The sequence below is a fragment of the Streptomyces sp. NBC_00400 genome, assembly GCF_036048035.1.
In the GTDB taxonomy this organism is placed as follows: domain Bacteria; phylum Actinomycetota; class Actinomycetes; order Streptomycetales; family Streptomycetaceae; genus Streptomyces.
Map to the genome: position 1 here is coordinate 2,278,357 of NZ_CP107940.1, position 17,667 is coordinate 2,296,023.

At 71.0% G+C, this 17,667-nt stretch carries 13 protein-coding genes; 5 read left to right on the forward strand and 8 right to left on the reverse strand.

Annotation, left to right across the window (positions count from 1 at the left end):
- Window positions 1-134: 134 nt before the first annotated feature.
- The 4 genes from OHS81_RS09940 (at window position 135) to OHS81_RS09955 (ending at window position 4,903) form a co-directional block, all read left to right on the forward strand.
- Window positions 135-3,245, forward strand: coding sequence for a nitrate- and nitrite sensing domain-containing protein (locus OHS81_RS09940; RefSeq protein WP_443058674.1), 3,111 nt, complete (start codon window positions 135-137; stop codon window positions 3,243-3,245).
- Window positions 3,246-3,255: 10 nt separating this feature from the next.
- On the forward strand, window positions 3,256-3,669 hold the full coding sequence (locus OHS81_RS09945; RefSeq protein ID WP_018087204.1) for a roadblock/LC7 domain-containing protein: 414 nt from the start codon (window positions 3,256-3,258) through the stop codon (window positions 3,667-3,669).
- A gap of 84 nt (window positions 3,670-3,753) precedes the next feature.
- Window positions 3,754-4,344, forward strand: coding sequence for a DUF742 domain-containing protein (locus tag OHS81_RS09950; protein WP_328384378.1), 591 nt, complete (start codon window positions 3,754-3,756; stop codon window positions 4,342-4,344).
- Window positions 4,325-4,903, forward strand: coding sequence for a GTP-binding protein (locus tag OHS81_RS09955; RefSeq protein ID WP_159469791.1), 579 nt, complete (start codon window positions 4,325-4,327; stop codon window positions 4,901-4,903). The genes OHS81_RS09950 and OHS81_RS09955 overlap by 20 nt, the downstream gene beginning before the upstream one ends.
- A 145-nt stretch (window positions 4,904-5,048) precedes the next feature.
- Here the strand turns inward: OHS81_RS09955 and OHS81_RS09960 are convergent, their stop codons facing one another.
- The 4 genes from OHS81_RS09960 to OHS81_RS09975 form a co-directional block, all read right to left on the reverse strand.
- The gene (locus OHS81_RS09960; protein ID WP_328384380.1) at window positions 5,049-5,705 is read right to left on the reverse strand and encodes a DUF4360 domain-containing protein; all 657 of its coding nucleotides are present in this window, start codon (window positions 5,703-5,705) and stop codon (window positions 5,049-5,051) included.
- A gap of 933 nt (window positions 5,706-6,638) precedes the next feature.
- Window positions 6,639-6,848: an acyl-CoA carboxylase epsilon subunit gene (locus OHS81_RS09965; protein WP_328384382.1), complete on the reverse strand. Its 210-nt coding sequence runs from the start codon at window positions 6,846-6,848 to the stop codon at window positions 6,639-6,641.
- Window positions 6,849-6,904: 56 nt separating this feature from the next.
- Entirely contained in the window at window positions 6,905-8,488 is a 1,584-nt protein-coding gene (locus OHS81_RS09970) for an acyl-CoA carboxylase subunit beta (protein WP_088800235.1), read from the reverse strand.
- 216 nt (window positions 8,489-8,704) lie between these two features.
- Complete coding sequence (locus OHS81_RS09975; protein ID WP_328384384.1) at window positions 8,705-11,176, reverse strand: polysaccharide lyase 8 family protein; 2,472 nt, start codon at window positions 11,174-11,176, stop codon at window positions 8,705-8,707.
- A 266-nt stretch (window positions 11,177-11,442) separates the two neighbouring features.
- Here OHS81_RS09975 and OHS81_RS09980 point away from each other — a divergent pair, with 266 nt between their 5' ends.
- The gene (locus tag OHS81_RS09980) at window positions 11,443-12,084 is read left to right on the forward strand and encodes a YceI family protein (RefSeq protein ID WP_328384386.1); all 642 of its coding nucleotides are present in this window, start codon (window positions 11,443-11,445) and stop codon (window positions 12,082-12,084) included.
- Window positions 12,085-12,175: 91 nt separating this feature from the next.
- On the opposite strand, the gene cimA is transcribed toward OHS81_RS09980, so the two are convergent.
- The 4 genes from cimA to OHS81_RS10000 all read right to left on the reverse strand — a co-directional run bounded on the left by cimA (window position 12,176) and on the right by OHS81_RS10000 (window position 17,581).
- Window positions 12,176-13,879, reverse strand: coding sequence for a citramalate synthase (cimA, locus tag OHS81_RS09985; RefSeq protein ID WP_328384388.1), 1,704 nt, complete (start codon window positions 13,877-13,879; stop codon window positions 12,176-12,178).
- A 284-nt stretch (window positions 13,880-14,163) separates the two neighbouring features.
- On the reverse strand, window positions 14,164-15,585 hold the full coding sequence (locus OHS81_RS09990) for a S28 family serine protease (protein WP_328384390.1): 1,422 nt from the start codon (window positions 15,583-15,585) through the stop codon (window positions 14,164-14,166).
- A gap of 99 nt (window positions 15,586-15,684) precedes the next feature.
- Window positions 15,685-17,046, reverse strand: a complete 1,362-nt coding sequence (locus OHS81_RS09995) for an MFS transporter (RefSeq protein ID WP_328391020.1) — start codon at window positions 17,044-17,046, stop codon at window positions 15,685-15,687.
- A 199-nt stretch (window positions 17,047-17,245) separates the two neighbouring features.
- Window positions 17,246-17,581, reverse strand: coding sequence for a hypothetical protein (locus OHS81_RS10000; protein ID WP_328384392.1), 336 nt, complete (start codon window positions 17,579-17,581; stop codon window positions 17,246-17,248).
- Window positions 17,582-17,667 lie beyond the last annotated feature (86 nt).

Here is a 17,667-nt window from a genome sequence, read left to right on the forward strand (position 1 = left end):
ACCCCGCTCCGGCTTTGCCCAGTGTTTGGAACGCACCGCCCTGACGTGCTGAAATTCGCTGAAACTCCGGAGTAGGAACGCCCAGAAGAAACGGCACAGCAAATCAGTGCCGGCGCCGAGAGGTTGTTGGTCGAGTGAGGCGAAGCAAGGCGAGCCCTGAGCCGCAGGAACCGCGGCGGGGCAACTTCACCCCGCCACCCAGAGGTGGCCTACCGGCTTCCGACGCGCCCGAAAATACGGTCGCGAAGCCTCCGGTCAGTGGCGGTAAGTACTCCCCGCGCAACTGGCGCGTGGCGACCCGCCTGAACGCCATTCTGCTGATCCCTGTGCTGCTCGCCCTGGTCTTCGGCGGTCTGCGCGTGGACAGCTCGTTCGGCACCTGGCAGGAGGCGCAGGACGCGGAGAACACCGCGAAGCTGGTGCGCGCCGCGCTCTCCTACAGCACCGCCCTGATCGACGAGCGGGACCGCACCGCGGCGCCGCTGCTGAAGGGCAAGAAGGACGACCCCGCCGTCCAGCAGGCGCGGGACACCACCGACGCCGCCGCCGACGCCTTCCACCGGGCCGCCAAGACCATTCCGGACAAGCCGGGCCTCAACCGCCGTCTCGCCGCGTTCGAGAAGGTCGAGCCCAAGCTCCAGAAGCTGCGTCAGGCCGCCTACACCTCCCATCTGCACGGTGTGCAGACCGAAGAGGGCTATGTCGAGGTCCAGCACCCGCTGATGGAGTTCGCCAACGAACTCGGCCTGGGCACCGGCAACATCACCTCCTACGGCCGTACGGTCTACGCCATCGCGCTGGCCAAGGCCGCCGAGTCCCTTGAGCGCTCCATCGGCACCCACCTCCTGGTGGACCCGGCGAGCCCGCAGGGCGGCAAGGAGCACAAGCTGCAGCTGACCGCCTTCGCGTCGTACCGCTACCTGGAGGGCATCGCCATCGGCGAGTACACCTCCGGCGGCACGCCCGAGGACGTCGAGCGGCTGACCAAGGACGCCGGGGCGCTCAAGCAGGCCGCACAGCAGAAGGTCGCACGGGCAAAGGCGCAGGCGCAGGCCGTCGGCCGGCCGTTCCGCACCCCGCCGTCGATCGACCAGATGGGCACGCTGATCGGCACCGGCGCGGCGCCGGAGACACTCGGCGCGCGCGGCGTCACCTCGGACAGCTACTTCGCGGCTGCGACCGGCAAGTTCGACATGTACCGGTCCATCGAGAAGGACCTGGCGGACAAGGCCGTGAACGAGGCGGCCCAGATCTCCGAGGACGCCCGGCAGTCCACCTTCGTCGACTCCGGCATCGTGCTGGCCGCGCTGATCATCGCGTTCGTGGTGGCCGGTCTCATGGCCCGCCGGATGAGCCGGAACATGCGCCAGCTGCGGACCGCCGCCTTCGGCATCGCCGAGCAGCGGCTGCCGATGCTGGTCGACCAGCTCTCGCGGACCGACCCGGGCCGGGTCGACACCCGGGTGCAGCCGATCCCGATCGCCACCACCGACGAGATCGGCGAGGTCGCCCGCGCCTTCGACCAGGTGCACCGCGAGGCCGTCCGGCTCGCCGCCGAGCAGGCGCTGCTGCGGGGCAACGTCAACGCGATCTTCACCAACCTTTCCAGCCGCAACCAGGGTCTGATCGAGCGCCAGCTGGAGCTGATCACCGACCTGGAGAACAACGAGGCGGACCCGGACCAGCTGGAGAACCTCTTCCGGCTCGACCACCTCGCCACGCGTATGCGGCGCAACGGCGAGAACCTCCTCATCCTCGCGGGCGAGGAGCCCGGCCGGCGCTGGAACCAGCCGGTGCCGCTGATCGACGTCCTGCGGGCGGCGACCTCCGAGGTCGAGTCCTACGAGCGAATAGAGCTCACCGGCGTCCCCGAGAGCGAGATCCACGGCACCGCCGTGACCGACCTCGTGCACCTGCTGTCCGAGCTGCTGGAGAACGCCACCACGTTCTCCTCGCCGCAGACCAAGGTGCGGGTCGCCGCGACCCGGCTGCCCGACGGCCGGGTGATGATCGAGATCCACGACAAGGGCATCGGGCTCACCCCCGAGGACTTCGCGGACATCAACCACAAGCTGGCCAACCCGCCGAGCGTGGATGCCGCGATCTCCCAGCGCATGGGCCTGTTCGTGGTCGGCCGGCTGGCCGACCGGCACGGGATCCGGGTGCAGCTGCGCCCCTCCGGCGAGCAGGCGGGCACCACGTCCCTGGTCATGCTGCCCGAGGCGATCACCCACGGTGGTGGCGGCGAGGAACGGTACGACGACGACGACTTCACGGTCTCCCGGATCGTTCCGGAGCACCAGCAGGCGTCGTACGAGCCCCATCAGCGCACCGCCGCCGAGCTGGGCTTCGACGACAGCCGCTACGGCCGCACGGACGGCGCGGATCTGGACATGATGGGCCGCTCGCTGCTCCGCGAGGAGCGCCGGGCAGCCCTGGAGGCCCAGACGGGCGGTGAGCCGGCCGCCGAGTACGAGAGCGGCGAGCGTCCGCTCTTCCGTGACGAGGCACCGTCCGCCGGTGGCTACCAGGAGTCCCCCGGCGCCTACCAGGACTACCCGTCCCAGGCATATGCGGAAGCCGATCAACCGGTCTACGACGACCGGTCCCCCGGCCACCAGGCATTCGGCGAGGGAAGCTTCGCCGAGACCACGGGCCAGCAGCCCTTTGTCTCGCGCGAAGCGGCACCGGCGGACGACTGGCCCGAACGCCCTGCGTTCGAGGGCTACTTCGGGGCAGAAGCGGAATCCGACCGGAATACCACTGCCGCTCCCGCTGACGCCCCCGAGCGCGTACCATTCGAGCGTCCGGGCCCCACACCGAGCGACGCCCCGTCGCTGACGGACGCCGGCCTTCCGCGCCGCGGAGGCCGCGACCAGCAGGCACCGCAGGTGCAGCAGCAGCGGAGCACGCCGGAGGCCGGCCAGGACGGCTCCGACTGGCGCAGCTCCAACGATGATCGCTGGGAGAGGGCGGAGCGGCTTCGCGAGCCGAAGGCGGGCGGAGTCACCTCCTCCGGTCTCCCCCGGCGGGTGCCCAAGGCCAACCTGGTCGAAGGTGCCGCGGAGCAGACGCCGCAGGGCGGCCCCCAGGTCTCCCGCGCCCCGGAGGACGTCCGCGGCAGGCTGAGTAACCTGCGCCGCGGTGTCCAGCAGGGACGCAACGTCGGCACGGACCCCTCCGGGGTCCCCCAGAATGACCAACAGGGCTTCGGCCCCGGCAGCACCTACGATCAGGAGCGTTAGTGTGAGCCCGATGAGCCAGGCGGCGCAGAATCTGAACTGGTTGATCACCAACTTCGTGGACAACACCCCCGGGGTGTCCCACACGGTCGTGGTCTCCGCGGACGGGCTGCTCCTTGCCATGTCCGAGGGTTTCCCTCGTGACAGAGCCGATCAGTTGGCGGCGGTGGCCTCCGGCCTCACCTCGCTGACCTCCGGCGCGTCCCGCATCTTCGAGGGCGGGAGCGTCAACCAGACCGTGGTGGAGATGGAACGCGGCTTCCTCTTCATCATGTCCGTCTCGGACGGATCGTCGCTGGCCGTGCTCGCACACCCCGAGTGCGACATCGGTCTGGTCGGCTACGAGATGGCCCTGCTGGTCGACCGCGCGGGCACGGTACTGACACCGGATCTGCGTGCCGAACTGCAGGGCAGCCTTCTCAACTAAAAGACAGGCAGTGCGTTTCCCGCCACCGCGCCTTATGGTTCGGTGGCGCGACCGGCGTCAGACAGGCAAGTTGGAGGAGGAGACGTGGCAACGCCCCCGAGCGGATACCCGTATGGTTCCGGACAGCAGTCCGGGCCTGTGGGCGAGACCCATAACAACCGCTTCAACTTCCCGTCTGCGCCGAGCCGCCGGCCGCAGCGGCCCCCGCAGCAGCAGCCCCGGCCGTACGACTCCCAGCCGTACGAGCCATCGGTGTACGACCAGCCGCAGGCACCGCGCATCCAGCCGGTGCAGCCGCAGCGACGCGCGCCCGAGCCCTCCCCCACGGGCTCGAACAACCCGCTCGTGCGCCCGTACGCCATGACCGGAGGCCGGACCAGGCCGCGCTACCAGCTCGCCATCGAGGCGCTGGTCAGCACGACCGCCGACCCCGCGAAGCTGCAGGGCCAGCTGCCGGAGCACCAGCGCATCTGCCACCTCTGCCGTGAGATCAAGTCAGTTGCCGAGATCTCCGCGCTTCTCTCCATCCCCCTCGGCGTCGCCCGGATCCTCGTCGCCGACCTGGCGGAGGCCGGACTCGTCGCCATCCATCAGCCCGGCGGGGACGAGACCGCCGGCGGACAGCCAGATGTGACACTGCTCGAAAGGGTGCTCAGTGGACTTCGCAAGCTCTAGCGGTGCAGCCCGCTCCACCACCTCCGCGAAAATCGTGGTGGCGGGCGGCTTCGGCGTGGGCAAGACCACGTTCGTCGGGGCCGTCTCAGAGATCAATCCGCTGCGTACCGAAGCCGTGATGACTTCCGCTTCGGCGGGGATCGACGACCTCACGCACGCGCCGGACAAGACGACCACGACCGTGGCGATGGACTTCGGCCGGATCACCCTGGACCAGGACCTGATCCTGTACCTCTTCGGTACGCCGGGCCAGGACCGTTTCTGGTTCATGTGGGACGACCTGGTCCGCGGTGCCATCGGCGCCGTGGTGCTGGTCGACACCCGCCGTCTCGCCGACTGCTTCCCCGCGGTCGACTACTTCGAGAACAGCGGCCTGCCGTTCGTCATCGCCCTCAACGGCTTCGACGGCCACCAGCCGTACACGCCGGACGAGGTGCGTGAGGCGCTGCAGATCGGCCCGGACGCGCCGATCATCGTGACCGACGCCCGGCACCGCAGCGAGGCCAAGAGCGCGCTCATCACGCTCGTGGAGCACGCGCTGATGGCCCGCCTGCGCTAGGCGGCCCACGGGACGCGTCCGGGCCCCCGTGCCCGCACGCGCCGTACGACGAAAGGCCCCCACACCTCTTGGTGCGGGGGCCTTCGTCGTACCCGGCCTCAGGGCCCGTACGCGGCGCTGCACGGGCCCTCGGCCGGCGGCGGGGCTACTTGCGTGCGGGGCACTCCTTCCATGCGAAGTGGTACACCGTGTTGATGTTGCCGTCGGTGGAGTCCATGGCCATGTAGCTGGTGGCCTTGGGGTCCGCCGACTTGGCGTCCACCCTCATCTCGGTGTTGATGTTGAAGTAGCGCTCCTCGCCGCAGGGGGCATACACCAGGGCGTCGACGTCGGTCTCGTCCGAGGTCTGCCAGTTGGAGTCGTAGGGGCCGACGAAGGTGTGGCTCTTACGGGCCGTCTGCTGCTGGCCCTGGAAGTAGTAGCCCGCCTGCTCCAGCCCTCTGGCACCCGGGGCCAGGGAGGCGTAGCCCCGGTAGTCGGCCCGGGCGACCGCGTAGGTGAAGCCCTGCGGGACGTGCACGTTCAGCGCGATCTGGCAGTTCTTGCGGGAGTCGGTCGGCTTGCTGCCGGCGCCCGCCTGGGCGAGGTACTCGCTGTACGTGACGGTGAAGGCGGTGTTGTCGGGGGCGATGGCCACGGCGGCGCTGCCGGGTCTGCAGCCCGAACCGTTGACCGTGGCGACGGTAATGGTGATCTTGCCGCTCGGCGGGTCGTCGCCGAACCGGCTGGCGGTGGTGGGGGATGCCGATCCGGCGAGGAGCAACGATGCCACGGCGGCACCAGCACTGAGCGTGCTGAGCATGGGCTTTCCTTCCGGTCGTCCTAGGACCCGCGGTGCGGGAACGCCAGGAGTGGATTGACGAGCGCATGCCAGCACGGGCAGAGCGGCTTGAACAGCTCTGCTCCCCATGGTTGAGGTGAACCTACGCCTTGATCCGGACACCACCTGCCAAACCGGAATACCGCGTCCGAAAAGTGATGAGGCGCCATATCGCGCTGGTTGAGGGGCTGTTGGGCGGTATATCCCTCATGTAGTCACGGGTTGGCGTGCGTTGCGTGTGGCTGGGGCCGTTTCGCCCAGGCGTTGGGGGTGGTGGGTCGGAGGGGACGCCCGGTCCCCCGTCCTCGGCGCGGGCGGCCCTGGTACGTGGGAAAGACTGACCCGGCGTTCGCTCCGGTCCTGCGGGCGGGGCACCGGACATCCCCTCCGACCGCCGCACGTTGGCGGCCGTCCCGCCGTACCGATCACCGTTACGGCCACCACCAGCTCGCCCCTTGGCAGGGCACTGGGCAACCACCAGGTCCGAGCCGCACCAGGCGTTGGCAGGGCACTGGCAGACCGGCCCTAGCTTGGACGCGGCTGTGGTGCGATCGGTGACGGACAGTGCCACCGGGCGGCAGACGGGAACGAACGAAGGCCGGAGGGGATGCACCGGGACCCGCCCGCAGGACCGGAGCGAACGCCGGGGAAATCTATGCCACGTAGCAGATGCGCCCGCGCCGAGGACGGGTCGCGGTGCGTCCCCTCCGGCCCCCGCAGCACTCACGAACCCCGCACGGCGCCAGCCCCCACAGACCAAGCGGCGACACTCAGGCCCGGCGCAACAGCGCCCCAAAGGGGCGCGGGGAACTGCGCGCCCAGCCACAACGCACCCGCAGCCAAACGCCGGCCCGAGAAACCCACGAGGGCCCCGCAAAGCGGGGCCCTCGGTGGCATCAGCGAAGTGTCACGGCGTCACCGCTGCCAGCTGGTCGCCCCGTGGAAGCCGCTCTGTCGCTCCAGGCGCCGCCAGCGGGCGGCGGTGGCGTGCGGGCGGGACGGGGCGGCGGCGGCCGGCCGGTGGGCGGCGCGGGCCAGCAGGACGGCGGTCAGGGCGGCGAGCTCTTCCTCGCTGGCCTGGCCCTTCTCCACGCGGATGGAGTCGGTGCGGTGGGCAGGATTCACGGTGTGTTCTCCGTCGTCGCGGTGGGCGTGGTGCCGAAAGCGGGTGCGGTGTGTGGCTACTGGGGCGGGTTGCCGTGCTTACGGGCCGGCAGGTCCGCGTGCTTGGTGCGCAGCATCTCCAGGGCCCGGATGAGCGTGTGGCGGGTCTCGGCCGGGTCGATGACGTCGTCGACCAGGCCGCGCTCGGCCGCGTAATAAGGGTGCATCAGCTCGGACTTGTACTCCTTGACCATGCGCACCCGCATGGCCTCCGAGTCGTCCGCCTCGGCGATCTGCTTGCGGAAGATGACGTTGGCGGCGCCCTCGGCGCCCATCACCGCGATCTCGTTGGTGGGCCAGGCGTAGGTCAGGTCTGCGCCGATGGACTGCGAGTCCATGACGATGTAGGCGCCGCCGTACGCCTTGCGCAGGACTAGGGAGATCCGCGGGACGGTGGCGTTGCAGTAGGCGTAGAGCAGCTTGGCGCCGTGCCGGATGATGCCGCCGTGCTCCTGGTCGACGCCGGGCAGGAAGCCGGGGACGTCCAGCAGGGTGACGATCGGGATGTTGAAGGCGTCGCACATCTGGACGAAGCGGGCCGACTTCTCGGACGCCTCGATGTCCAGCACACCGGCCAGCGACTGCGGCTGGTTGGCGATGATGCCCACGACCCGGCCGTCGAGCCGGGACAGCGCGCAGATGATGTTGGTCGCCCAGCGCTCGTGGACCTCCAGGAACTCGCCGTCGTCGACGATCTCCTCGATGACCTTGCGCATGTCGTACGGGCGGTTGCCGTCGGCCGGGACCAGGTCCAGCAGTGCGTCACCGGAGCGGTCGGCGGGGTCCTCGCAGGGCACCGACGGCGGGTTCTCCCGGTTGTTCGCCGGCAGCAGCGAGAGGAGGTAGCGGACCTCCTCCAGGCAGGTGGCCTCGTCGTCGTAGGCGAAGTGGCACACGCCGGAGGTCTCGGCGTGGACGTCGGCGCCGCCGAGTCCGTTCTGGGTGATCTCCTCGCCGGTCACCGCACGCACCACGTCGGGGCCGGTGATGAACATCTGCGAGGTCTCGCGGACCATGAAGACGAAGTCGGTCAGGGCGGGGCTGTAGGCCGCGCCGCCGGCGCAGGGGCCGAGCATGACCGAGATCTGCGGGATGACGCCCGAGGCCTTGGTGTTGCGCTGGAAGATGCCGCCGTAGCCGGCCAGCGCGGAGACGCCCTCCTGGATACGGGCGCCGGCGCCGTCGTTGAGCGACACCAGCGGCGCACCGGCCTGGATGGCCATGTCCATGATCTTGTGGATCTTGGTGGCGTGGGCCTCGCCCAGCGCGCCGCCGAAGATCCGGAAGTCGTGCGCGTAGGTGAAGACGGTCCGGCCGTGCACGGTGCCCCAGCCGGTGATCACGCCGTCGGTGTAGGGCTTCTTGGCCTCCAGGCCGAAGCCCGTCGCCCGGTGCCGCCGCAGCGGCTCGACCTCGTTGAACGAACCCTCGTCCAGCAGCAGCTCGATCCGCTCGCGCGCCGTCAGCTTGCCCTTGGCACGCTGCGCTTCGGTCGCCCGCTCGCTGGGTCCTCGCCGGACCTGCTCGCGGATGGCGTGCAGCTCGGCGACGCGCCCGCGGGCGTCGTTGGCGCCGGCGGGCAGATCTTCGACAGTGGTCATGCCTCGACGGTACGTGTGCGAGGCGTCCCGCACCGATGTCGGTTTCGTACAACGTCGCATGCGATTTGGTGGGCAGGCAGTACAGAACCGTGCTGTACGCGCCCCGCGTCCCGGCCTCCGTTCGGGTGGCAGCGCCTCCCCACGTCTGTATGGGGCCCACAAACCGGAGGGTAGCGATGTTGTCGTGACCGGTTGACCGGCGGGGCCCGGTGCCGGTCAGCCCAGTCGCACCGTGCAGGTGTGGGTGGCGCAGCTCGTACCGGGGGTCAGGCGCAGCCGCAGGGCGCGCCCGGTGGCCAGCACCTCGATCGCCACGTCGTGGGCGAGCACCGCGCGCACCGGCCGTGACCAGGTGATTTCCAGAGTGTCGCCGGTGCGCTCCGGGGCGGCCAGGCACAGCAGCGCGGTCGGCCGCCGCCGCCCGTGCCGCTCACGCACCAGCACGCTCGCCGGGCCGCTGCTGGTGAGCGGCCCCGCGCGGCCGGCCCGCCAGAAGTTGGCGGCCGTTACGCCGAGCGGGTCGACGGCGACCGCCTGGCGGCCGTCGTCGTTGGCGAGCACGGTCAGCCAGCGCCGGTCGGCGGCGCGGGCGGCGAGGGTGCGGGCGGTGGCGCCCGGCATGAGGAGGTAGGCGTAGCGGGCGTCGGTCGGGTCGGTGCCGTGGTCGTGCCAGAGGGTGAGGTAGCGGCGGGTGAACGGCTCGGTGGACGAGGTCGTGTTGATGTCGTGCCAGGAGCCGGTGCGGGCCTCGCGCAGTGCCTTGAGGGGCGCGCCACCCGGGAAGACGTAACCGCCGTGTCCGGCGAGGTGGGCCCAGTGGGCGCGGCGGAAGGAGGTGGTCACGCCGAGCGTGCCGGACTGGCGTACGCCGTCGACGGTGAGCGCGGCGGTGCCCCGCTCGCCCAGGCAGCGGTTGTCGACGACGGTCTCGGCCGGTACTCCGTCGCGGGCGGTGACGCCGGCGCCCAGGCAGACCAGGCAGTCCGCGAGCGCGAACCAGGATTTGCGGGCGGTGAGGGTCGAGGACAGGCCGCGCAGGTCCTGGCCGATGGCGGCGAATTCCCCGTCCGTGGTGCCGCCGACCCAGCGCGCGGCGGGCTTGGGCTCGCCCCAGCCGCCGCCCTCGTTGTCGGCCAGCCGCTTGGTGGACACGGTCGTGCCGGGGAGCCGGTAGGGGTCGACGGTGGGCCAGAAGGCGTCCGTGTACTGGTCGCCCCCGAAGTCGGCGCCCCACCAAGAGAGCATGCCGGCGCCGGTGTGCCAGCCGTGCGGGTTCTCGCCGTTGCCGTTCTCGTAGTACGCGATGCGGTCGGAGGCCATGGCCAGGCCGGCCGCCCACCCGGGACGGCGGTGCACGGCACGGTCCATGGCCGGGAAGAGGCGGTGGCCGACGGGTTCGGGAGCGGCGGCCGCGGGGCCGTCGGCGATCTTCGCGAGCCGGGCGAGGTCGGCGACCGGGTACTGCCGGTCGGTGCGGACCGGCAGCGTGATGTCCCGGGCGATCCAGCCCTTGACCATGGCGTGCCAGCGGGCCCGCTCGGCGCCGCTCGCGGCCTGGGCGAGCAGCGCGATGGCGGCGATCAGCGCATGGCCGTGGTGGTGGTCGCTGCGCAGGATGTGCCGTTCGTCGCTGCGGAGATAGCCGCGGCTGATGGCGCGCCCGTTGACGCTGTCCATCATCAGGCCGTTGTGCAGCAGCGGGGCCCAGGCCCGCTCGACACTGTCGAAGATGATCTGCCGCGCCGGGTCGGTGACCTGCCAGGACGAGCCGCCGAGCAGGGTGAACAGCCGGCCCAGGCCGTCCAGCAGGACATAGCCGTAGGTGCCGGAGTAGGCGACCCAGGTGTGCTGGACGAAGGAGCCGTCGGCGTAGAGGCCGTCGCCCCGGGTGACGTAGGGGAAGACCGGTGAGAGGGCGTCGCGGGCCAGGGCGATCCTGTCGGGGGCGCGGCCGAGGATGCCGCGCAGTGCGACCACCCGGCACAGGTCGACGCGGTTGGCGCCGGTGCTGGTCCCGGTGTAGTCGCCGAGCAGGGCGTCCGGGACGAAGTGGTCGACGGCGGCCAGGCAGCGGTCGCGCAGCGCGTCGTCGAGGCCACCCTCGGGCAGGTGCTGACCGAGGATCGCGAGGGTGTCGAGGAGGAGTCTGGGGCTGCCGATCTGCCACTCCCACCAGTTGCCGTAGCGGGTGGTGGCGGTGTTGTAGACGGTGGCTTCGAGGTGGTCGAGGCCCGTGAGCAGGGCAGTGGCGAGGCCGGGGTCGCCGGTGCGGCCGGTGCCGGGCTGGGCACAGGCCCGGGCCATGGTGGCGAGCCGGCTGTAGCTCTGGGTGATGCCGGACGGCGGGTCGTAGCGGCAGTCCGGCCAGAGGGATGTGGCGGCCGGCCGCATGCTCGCCTCGAAGGCGCCGGCGAGGGTGCCGGTCTCCTGGAGGGCGGCGGCGTACGGCGCGGCGGCGGGGTCGAAGCCGCTGCCGAGGGTGAGCTCGCACCAGCGGGCGCGGAGGGTGGCGAACTCGTCCCCGGGAGCGGTGGCCGGCCCGGGAGCGGCAGTCGGCCCGGGGGCGGCGCCGGCGGGGCGCGCGGTGAGGCCGAGTGCGCTCGCCGCGGCGGTGGCAGTGGCGGCGGCAGCGGCGGTGGCAAGGAATCCTCGGCGTGACCAGACGGACGTGGCGGGGAAGGGCGGCACGGTCGGTCCTCTCCATGGCGTCAACTGACGGGTGGCGCTGCGCACTTGGGAGTTCCCGATGGTCTAGCACGCGCCGTCGGCGAGCGGCAATGACCGCGCCGGAGCGCCGTCCGTCACCCACCCGGCGGAACCCGTCCGACGGAACCCGTCCGACGGAAGGCCGCCCAGAGAGGTTGAATGTTGAACCAGATGCCGCTACGGTGAATCTCGTTGAAGCTTAAACAAATCTGCGCACCCGCCCGGTGCGCCGTCTTCGAGGAGGAGCCATGGCTCTGTTCCACCGCAAGCGCACCGCCGACACCGGCGACACCACCGCCCCCGCCGCCACCCGTGCTGCCGTCCTCGACGCCGACCCCGCGCTCGCGGCGCTGACCGGCGACTACGCCATCGACCCGGCACACAGCAGCATCGGCTTCACCGTCCGGCACGCCATGGTGACCAACGTCCGCGGCACATTCGGCGACCACGAGGGCACGCTCCGCCTCGACGGCGCCGACCCGTCCCGCTCCACCGCCTCCCTCGACGTCAAGATCGCGAGCATCGACACCGGGATCGCGGACCGCGACGGCCATCTGCGCAGCGCCGACTTCTTCGACGCCGAGGCCTTCCCGCTGATGACCTTCCGCAGCACCGCCGCCGAGCAGGTGTCCGGTGACCGCTACCGCATCACCGGCGATCTCACCCTCCGCGACGTCACCAAGCCGCTCACCATCGACCTGGAGTTCCACGGCGCGGCCACCGACGTCTACGGCGCCGAACGGGTGGGCTTCGAGGGCAGCGCCGAGATCCTGCGCTCCGACTGGGGCCTGACCTGGAACGCCGCGTTGGAGACCGGTGGGGTGATGGTCAGCGACAAGGTCAAGCTCCTCTTCGACATCTCCGCCGTCAAGGCCGCCCCGCAGGCCTGACCCCGCATGGCCCGCCACACGACCGCGGCCCCGCACGGCCCCTCTCCCCCGAGGGTCGTGCGGGGCCGCGGTCGTGCCGCTGCCGCGGCGCTCACTCCTGCGGCTCGACCCCGGCCCGCAGCAGTCCGTAGGCGTACGCGTCGTCCAGCGCCTGCCAGGACGCGGCGATGACGTTCTCCGCGACGCCGACCGTGGACCACTCGCCCCGGCCGTCGCTGGTGGAGACCAGCACCCGGGTGATCGAGCCGGTGCCCAGGGCGCCCTCCAGGATGCGGACCTTGTAGTCCACCAGCTCCATATGGGCCAGCTGCGGATAGATCCGCTCCAGGCCCACCTTCAGCGCCCGGTCCAGCGCGTTGACCGGGCCGTTGCCCTCGGCGGTGGTGACGATCCGCTCGCCCTTGGCCCACAGCTTCACGGTTGCCTCGTTGGCGTGCGTGCCGTCCGGGCGGTCCTCGACGATCGCGCGCCAGGACTCGACCGTGAAGTAGCTGCACGGCCGGCCCCCCGCCGCCCGCTGCAGCTCCTCGCGCAACAGCAGCTCGAAGGAGGCATCGGCGGCCTCGTAGGTGTAGCCCGCCAGCTCCCGCTCCTTGACCCGCTCGACGACCCGGCCGACCAGCTCGCGGTCGTCGCCGAGGTCGACGCCGAGTTCCTTGCCCTTGAGCTCGATGGACGCCCGCCCGGCCATGTCGGAGACCAGCATCCGCATGGTGTTGCCGACCAGCGCCGGGTCGATGTGCTGATAGAGGTCCGGGTCGACCTTGATCGCGGAGGCGTGCAGTCCGGCCTTGTGGGCGAAGGCGGAGACACCCACATAGGGCTGGTGGGTGGAGGGCGTGAGGTTGACGACCTCGGCGATGGCGTGCGAGATCCGGGTGGTCTCGGCGAGCTTGCCCTCGGGCAGCACCGGGCGCCCGTACTTGAGCTCCAGGGCGGCGACGACCGGGAAGAGGTTGGAGTTGCCGACCCGCTCGCCGTACCCGTTGGCGGTGCACTGGACGTGGGTGGCACCCGCGTCCACCGCGGCCAGGGTGTTGGCGACCGCGCAGCCGGTGTCGTCCTGGGCATGGATCCCCAGGCGCGCGCCGGTGTCCGCGAAGACGGTCCGTACGACGGCGGTGACCTGCGCCGGAAGCATGCCGCCGTTGGTGTCGCAGAGCACCACGACATCGGCGCCGGCCTCGCTCGCGGTGCGCACGACCTCCTTGGCGTAGACCGGGTCCAGCGCATAGCCGTCGAAGAAGTGCTCACAGTCGAGGAAGACCCGGCGGCCCTGGTCGCGCAGGTAGGCGACGGTGTCCCGCACCATCGCCAGGTTCTCCTGCGGCGTGGTCCGCAGCGCCAGCTCCACATGCCCGACATGGGACTTGGCGACCAGCGTGATGACCGGAGCCTGGGACGCCAGGAGCCCGGCGACCTGCGGATCGTCCTCGACGCGGACGCCCGCCTTGCGGGTGGCGCCGAACGCGACCAGCTGCGCGTGCCGGAAGTCGATCTCTGCACGGGCCCGCTCGAAGAACTCGGTGTCCCGCGGGTTGGCGCCGGGCCAGCCGCCCTCGATGAAGCCCACGCCGAAGTCGTCGAGGTGCCGGGCGATGGTCAGCTTGTCGGCGACGGTGAGGTTGATGCCCTCGCGCTGCGCACCGTCGCGGAGCGTGGTGTCGAAGACATGGAAGTCGTCGGGCACCGCGTCGGCGGGGAGGGGGGCGTGCACCGGGTTCGGGGAGGTGCGCCGCGCAGCGGCTCCGGCCGGGGTGGTGGCGGGAGACGGGTGGGAAGGTGCGTCCGTCATGCTGGTCTGGCTCCTGTCGGGTCTCGGTCTACCGGAATAACCGGTTCCACCGTCCCTCCATGGTCCCTCGCGCTCCGCCTCCGGTGAGGTGTGGGCCGGAAACGAAAAAACCTCTCGCGGGTGCGAGAGGTCTGCGCGCGGGTCTGGGACGACGATGGCCGCGCCGTACTCGGTTCGTACGGGGCGGTCACTGCGGACCGGCGCGCCTGCTGCCAATAATCATGGCGAACGAGAGCACGGTCCGCAGTGTGCCACACGCCCGGACCGGACACGCGGCGGTCTCACTATGCGGTCGGAGTGTCCACCGCCGCCCAGCGCCGGAGCGCAGCGGTGGCCCGTGCCCGGTCCCGGGGCGCCAGCTTCTCGATGCGCACCACGTGGCTGGTGTGCGGGGCCAGGTAGACGTGCGCGTCCCGGCTGCCCTTGCCCGTACGGAAGGGCTCGGCCCGGGCGGGATCCATCTCGCCGTACACGAACAGCAGCTCGCTGCCGTGGTGGCGTACCCAGCGGTCGACGTCGGGCATGGCGTCCGGCTGGAAACGCAGCGGAATGCTGCGCGGCACATAGGTGCGCATCTCCTGGATGCCGGGGTAGCGCAGCATCCCGGCGAGGTGCGGGGCGGCCGTCGACACCTGGCCGAGCTGGGTGCCCAACTGGTAGTAGGAAGCGGTCATGGCGGCCAGGTGGTAGTCACTGAAGGCCGGGAGCATGGCCTTCTCCGCGAACCAGGTGAACAGCGCGTCGCCGGGGGCGGAAGGCCCGGGGATCGCGCAGACGTCCCCCTCTTCCTTCTGCATCCAGAAGAGCATGGGCAGATCCAGCACGGTGAGTTCCAGGGCGCGGTCGGCGCTGCCGATGGTGTGGAACGTGTAGCCCTGGCCCGCGGCCCAGCGTGCGAGGCGGCCCGCCATCTCCGCTCGCCGGGTCCCGAGCATCGCGCGCTGCACCGCGGTGAGCGCGTTCCGGCAGGCGGGCGAGCCGACCCGCTGGAGGAAGCGGTCCACGGCGGTGTCGTCCCGGTCGTCGGTGTTGTTGGGTGCCGCGTACACGACGGAGCCGGCCACATCGTGCGGGTAGAAGCGCCGGTGGTAGACGGTGGCCATCCCGCCCTTGCTGCCGCCGGTGGAGATCCAGGCGGCACGGTAGACCGTCTTGAGGGCCCGGATCAGCCGGTGGTGATCGCTCGCCGCCTGCCAGATGCCGAGCTTCGACCAGTCGGTGGGGTGGGGGCGGGACGTGCCGAAGTACCGCTGCTCGACGCTGATCTGGTTGCCGTACACGATCCCGGTCGGCTCGGCGCGGTATGCGGGGCCCTGGTAGGTGAGGTCGTAGCCGTTGGTGTAGAGCACCATCGGCCGGGCGGTGGACCGGTGGAGCAGCGACAGCCGCTGCTCGAAGCTGCCCTTGCCGGGGTGCCGGTGGTCGACGGGCTGACGGTAGACCAGCGCGAAGGAACGGTAGCCGGCCGGGGCGGGGTTCTCCTTGACCACCCGCATCCCGGGTACGGCCGCGATCTGGGCGCGGATGTCGTCGGCGGCCGGGCGGGACGCGGCCGGGCGCGCCGTGGCAGGAGGGGCCGTGGCAGGAGGGGCCGTGGCCGGGTGGGCCCCGCCGGTCCGGGCGGTCGCCACGGACGGCGCCGCGACGCCCGGGGCCAGCAGGGCCGTCAGCAGCAGCGGCAGGAGTAAGTGCCTGGTGTTCTTCATGCCGTCCAGCCAAGCCGCCCGGCGCCGGACGCGGATCCCCCGGGAACGGCAAACGGCCTCCCCCGGGCGGGGGAGGCCGCTCCCGGCCAGGACGAACCCTCAGTCGGCGACGGGCTCCCCCACCCGCGTCCGGCCGGCTCCGGTGCCCTCGTCCTGCTTGCCGACCCGGTGCAGATCGATGGTGCGGGTCTCGCGCATCGTGACGTAGACGATCAGCGAGACGGCGGCGCAGCCGGCGACGTACCAGGGGAAGGCCGACTCGATGCCCGACTGCTTCAGCCGCAGTGCCAGCGGCTCGGCGGTGCCGCCGAAGAGCGCGTTGGCAATGGCGTACGGGAGAGCGACGCCGAGGGACCGGATGCCGGTGGGGAACAGCTCGGCCTTCACACAGGCGTTGATCGAGGTGTAGCCGGTGACGATCACCAGGGCGAGCAGGGCCAGGCCGAGGGCCGGCCAGAAGCTGCCGGCGTACTTGAGCAGCGACATGATCGGCACGGTCAGGAAGGTGCCGCCGACCGCGAAGGTGATCAGCAGCGGACGCCGGCCGATCCGGTCCGAGAGCGCCCCGGCGAGCGGCTGGAGGCACATGAACACGAACAGCGCACAGAAGCTGACCAGGGTCGCGGTCTGTTTGGGCAGGCCCGCGGTCCCCGACAGGTACTTGGTCAGGTATGTCGTGTACGTGTAGTAGGCGACGGTGCCGCCCATCGTCAGGGCGACGACCAGGAACGCCTCGCGCTTGTGCTGCCACAGTGCCTTGAGGGTGCCGCGCCCGGCCCCGTCGTGGCCCGCGTCGCCGCCGACCGTCTCGCCCGCCTCGTTGAAGACCTCGGTCTCCAGCATGTTCCGTCGCAGGTAGAAGACGACGGCCGCGCCCAGGGCGCCGATGATGAACGGGATGCGCCAGCCCCAGCCGTGCAGCGCCTCGTCCGACAGGGTGTTCTGCAGGACGATCTGCAGCGCCAGCCCGATCAGCTGGCCCGCGGTCATGGACACGTACTGGAAGCTGGAGGCGAAGCCGCGCTTGCCCTCCGCGGACGCCTCGGTGAGATAGGTCGCGCTCGCCGCGTACTCGCCGCCGACGGACAGGCCCTGAAGGAGGCGGGCAATCAGCAGGACAGCCACCCCGCCGTAGCCGGCGACCGCATAGGTCGGCGCGAGGGCGATGAGAATCGCGGACGCGGACATCAGGGTGACGGTGAGCGTCAGTGCGGCTTTCCGTCCCCGCCGGTCACCGATCCGGCCCAGCAGCCAGCCGCCGATGGGGCGCATGATGAAGCCGACGGCGAAGATGGCCATGGTATTGAACAGTTGTGCGGTGGTGTTGCCTTCGGGGAAGAAGGAGCCTGCGAAGTACACCGCGAAGCTGGAGTAGACGAACCAGTCGAACCACTCGACCATGTTCCCCGCTGAACCCACCCAAATCTTTCGCCAGTTGGCCCTGCCACCGCTTGCATCCATCTCACCCGGGCGCTGTGCCACGCCAGCCTCCTCGCTTCACGGGCCGATCGACCGGCCAGCGGTTACGGTCGTCGATCGGTGCGGTGGCTGACAAGAGCACGGCGGGCAACGATCGGGCGTACTTGCGTGCGTTGTGTACACGGCCCGCAGAAAGGCGGGCGCGGCCCTGGGGCCGCGCCCGCCTCTTCCTCCGTTACGGTCAGGGCTTGCAGTGCCCCAGGTACTTGGCGCCGCGCACCTTCGTGGGGAGCGGGGCGACGGTGCCCAGGAACTCGTCCTTGCCCGGCTTGATGCACCAGGTCAGGTCCGGCGCCATGATGTGGTCCACCGTCACCTTGTGCCAGTACTTCTTCGAGCAGTTGTGGTAGTAGAGTCCGGCGCTGCCACCGGTGTGCACTCCGCACTTGGTCATCGTGGCCGCGGCCTTGGCGGTGGCCGGGGTCGCGGCGTTCGCCGCGGGCGCTGCCGGGCCCAGCAGCGCGGTGGCACCGAGGACGGCCAGGGCCGCGAACGGGGCCCTCTTCCGTGAGATCACTTCTGTTCCCCTCGTGTGGACGTGCGCGTGGAGCAGGCACGTCGGTCGGGCGCGTGCGAGGGGGCGGTCGGTCATGCACGTCCCCC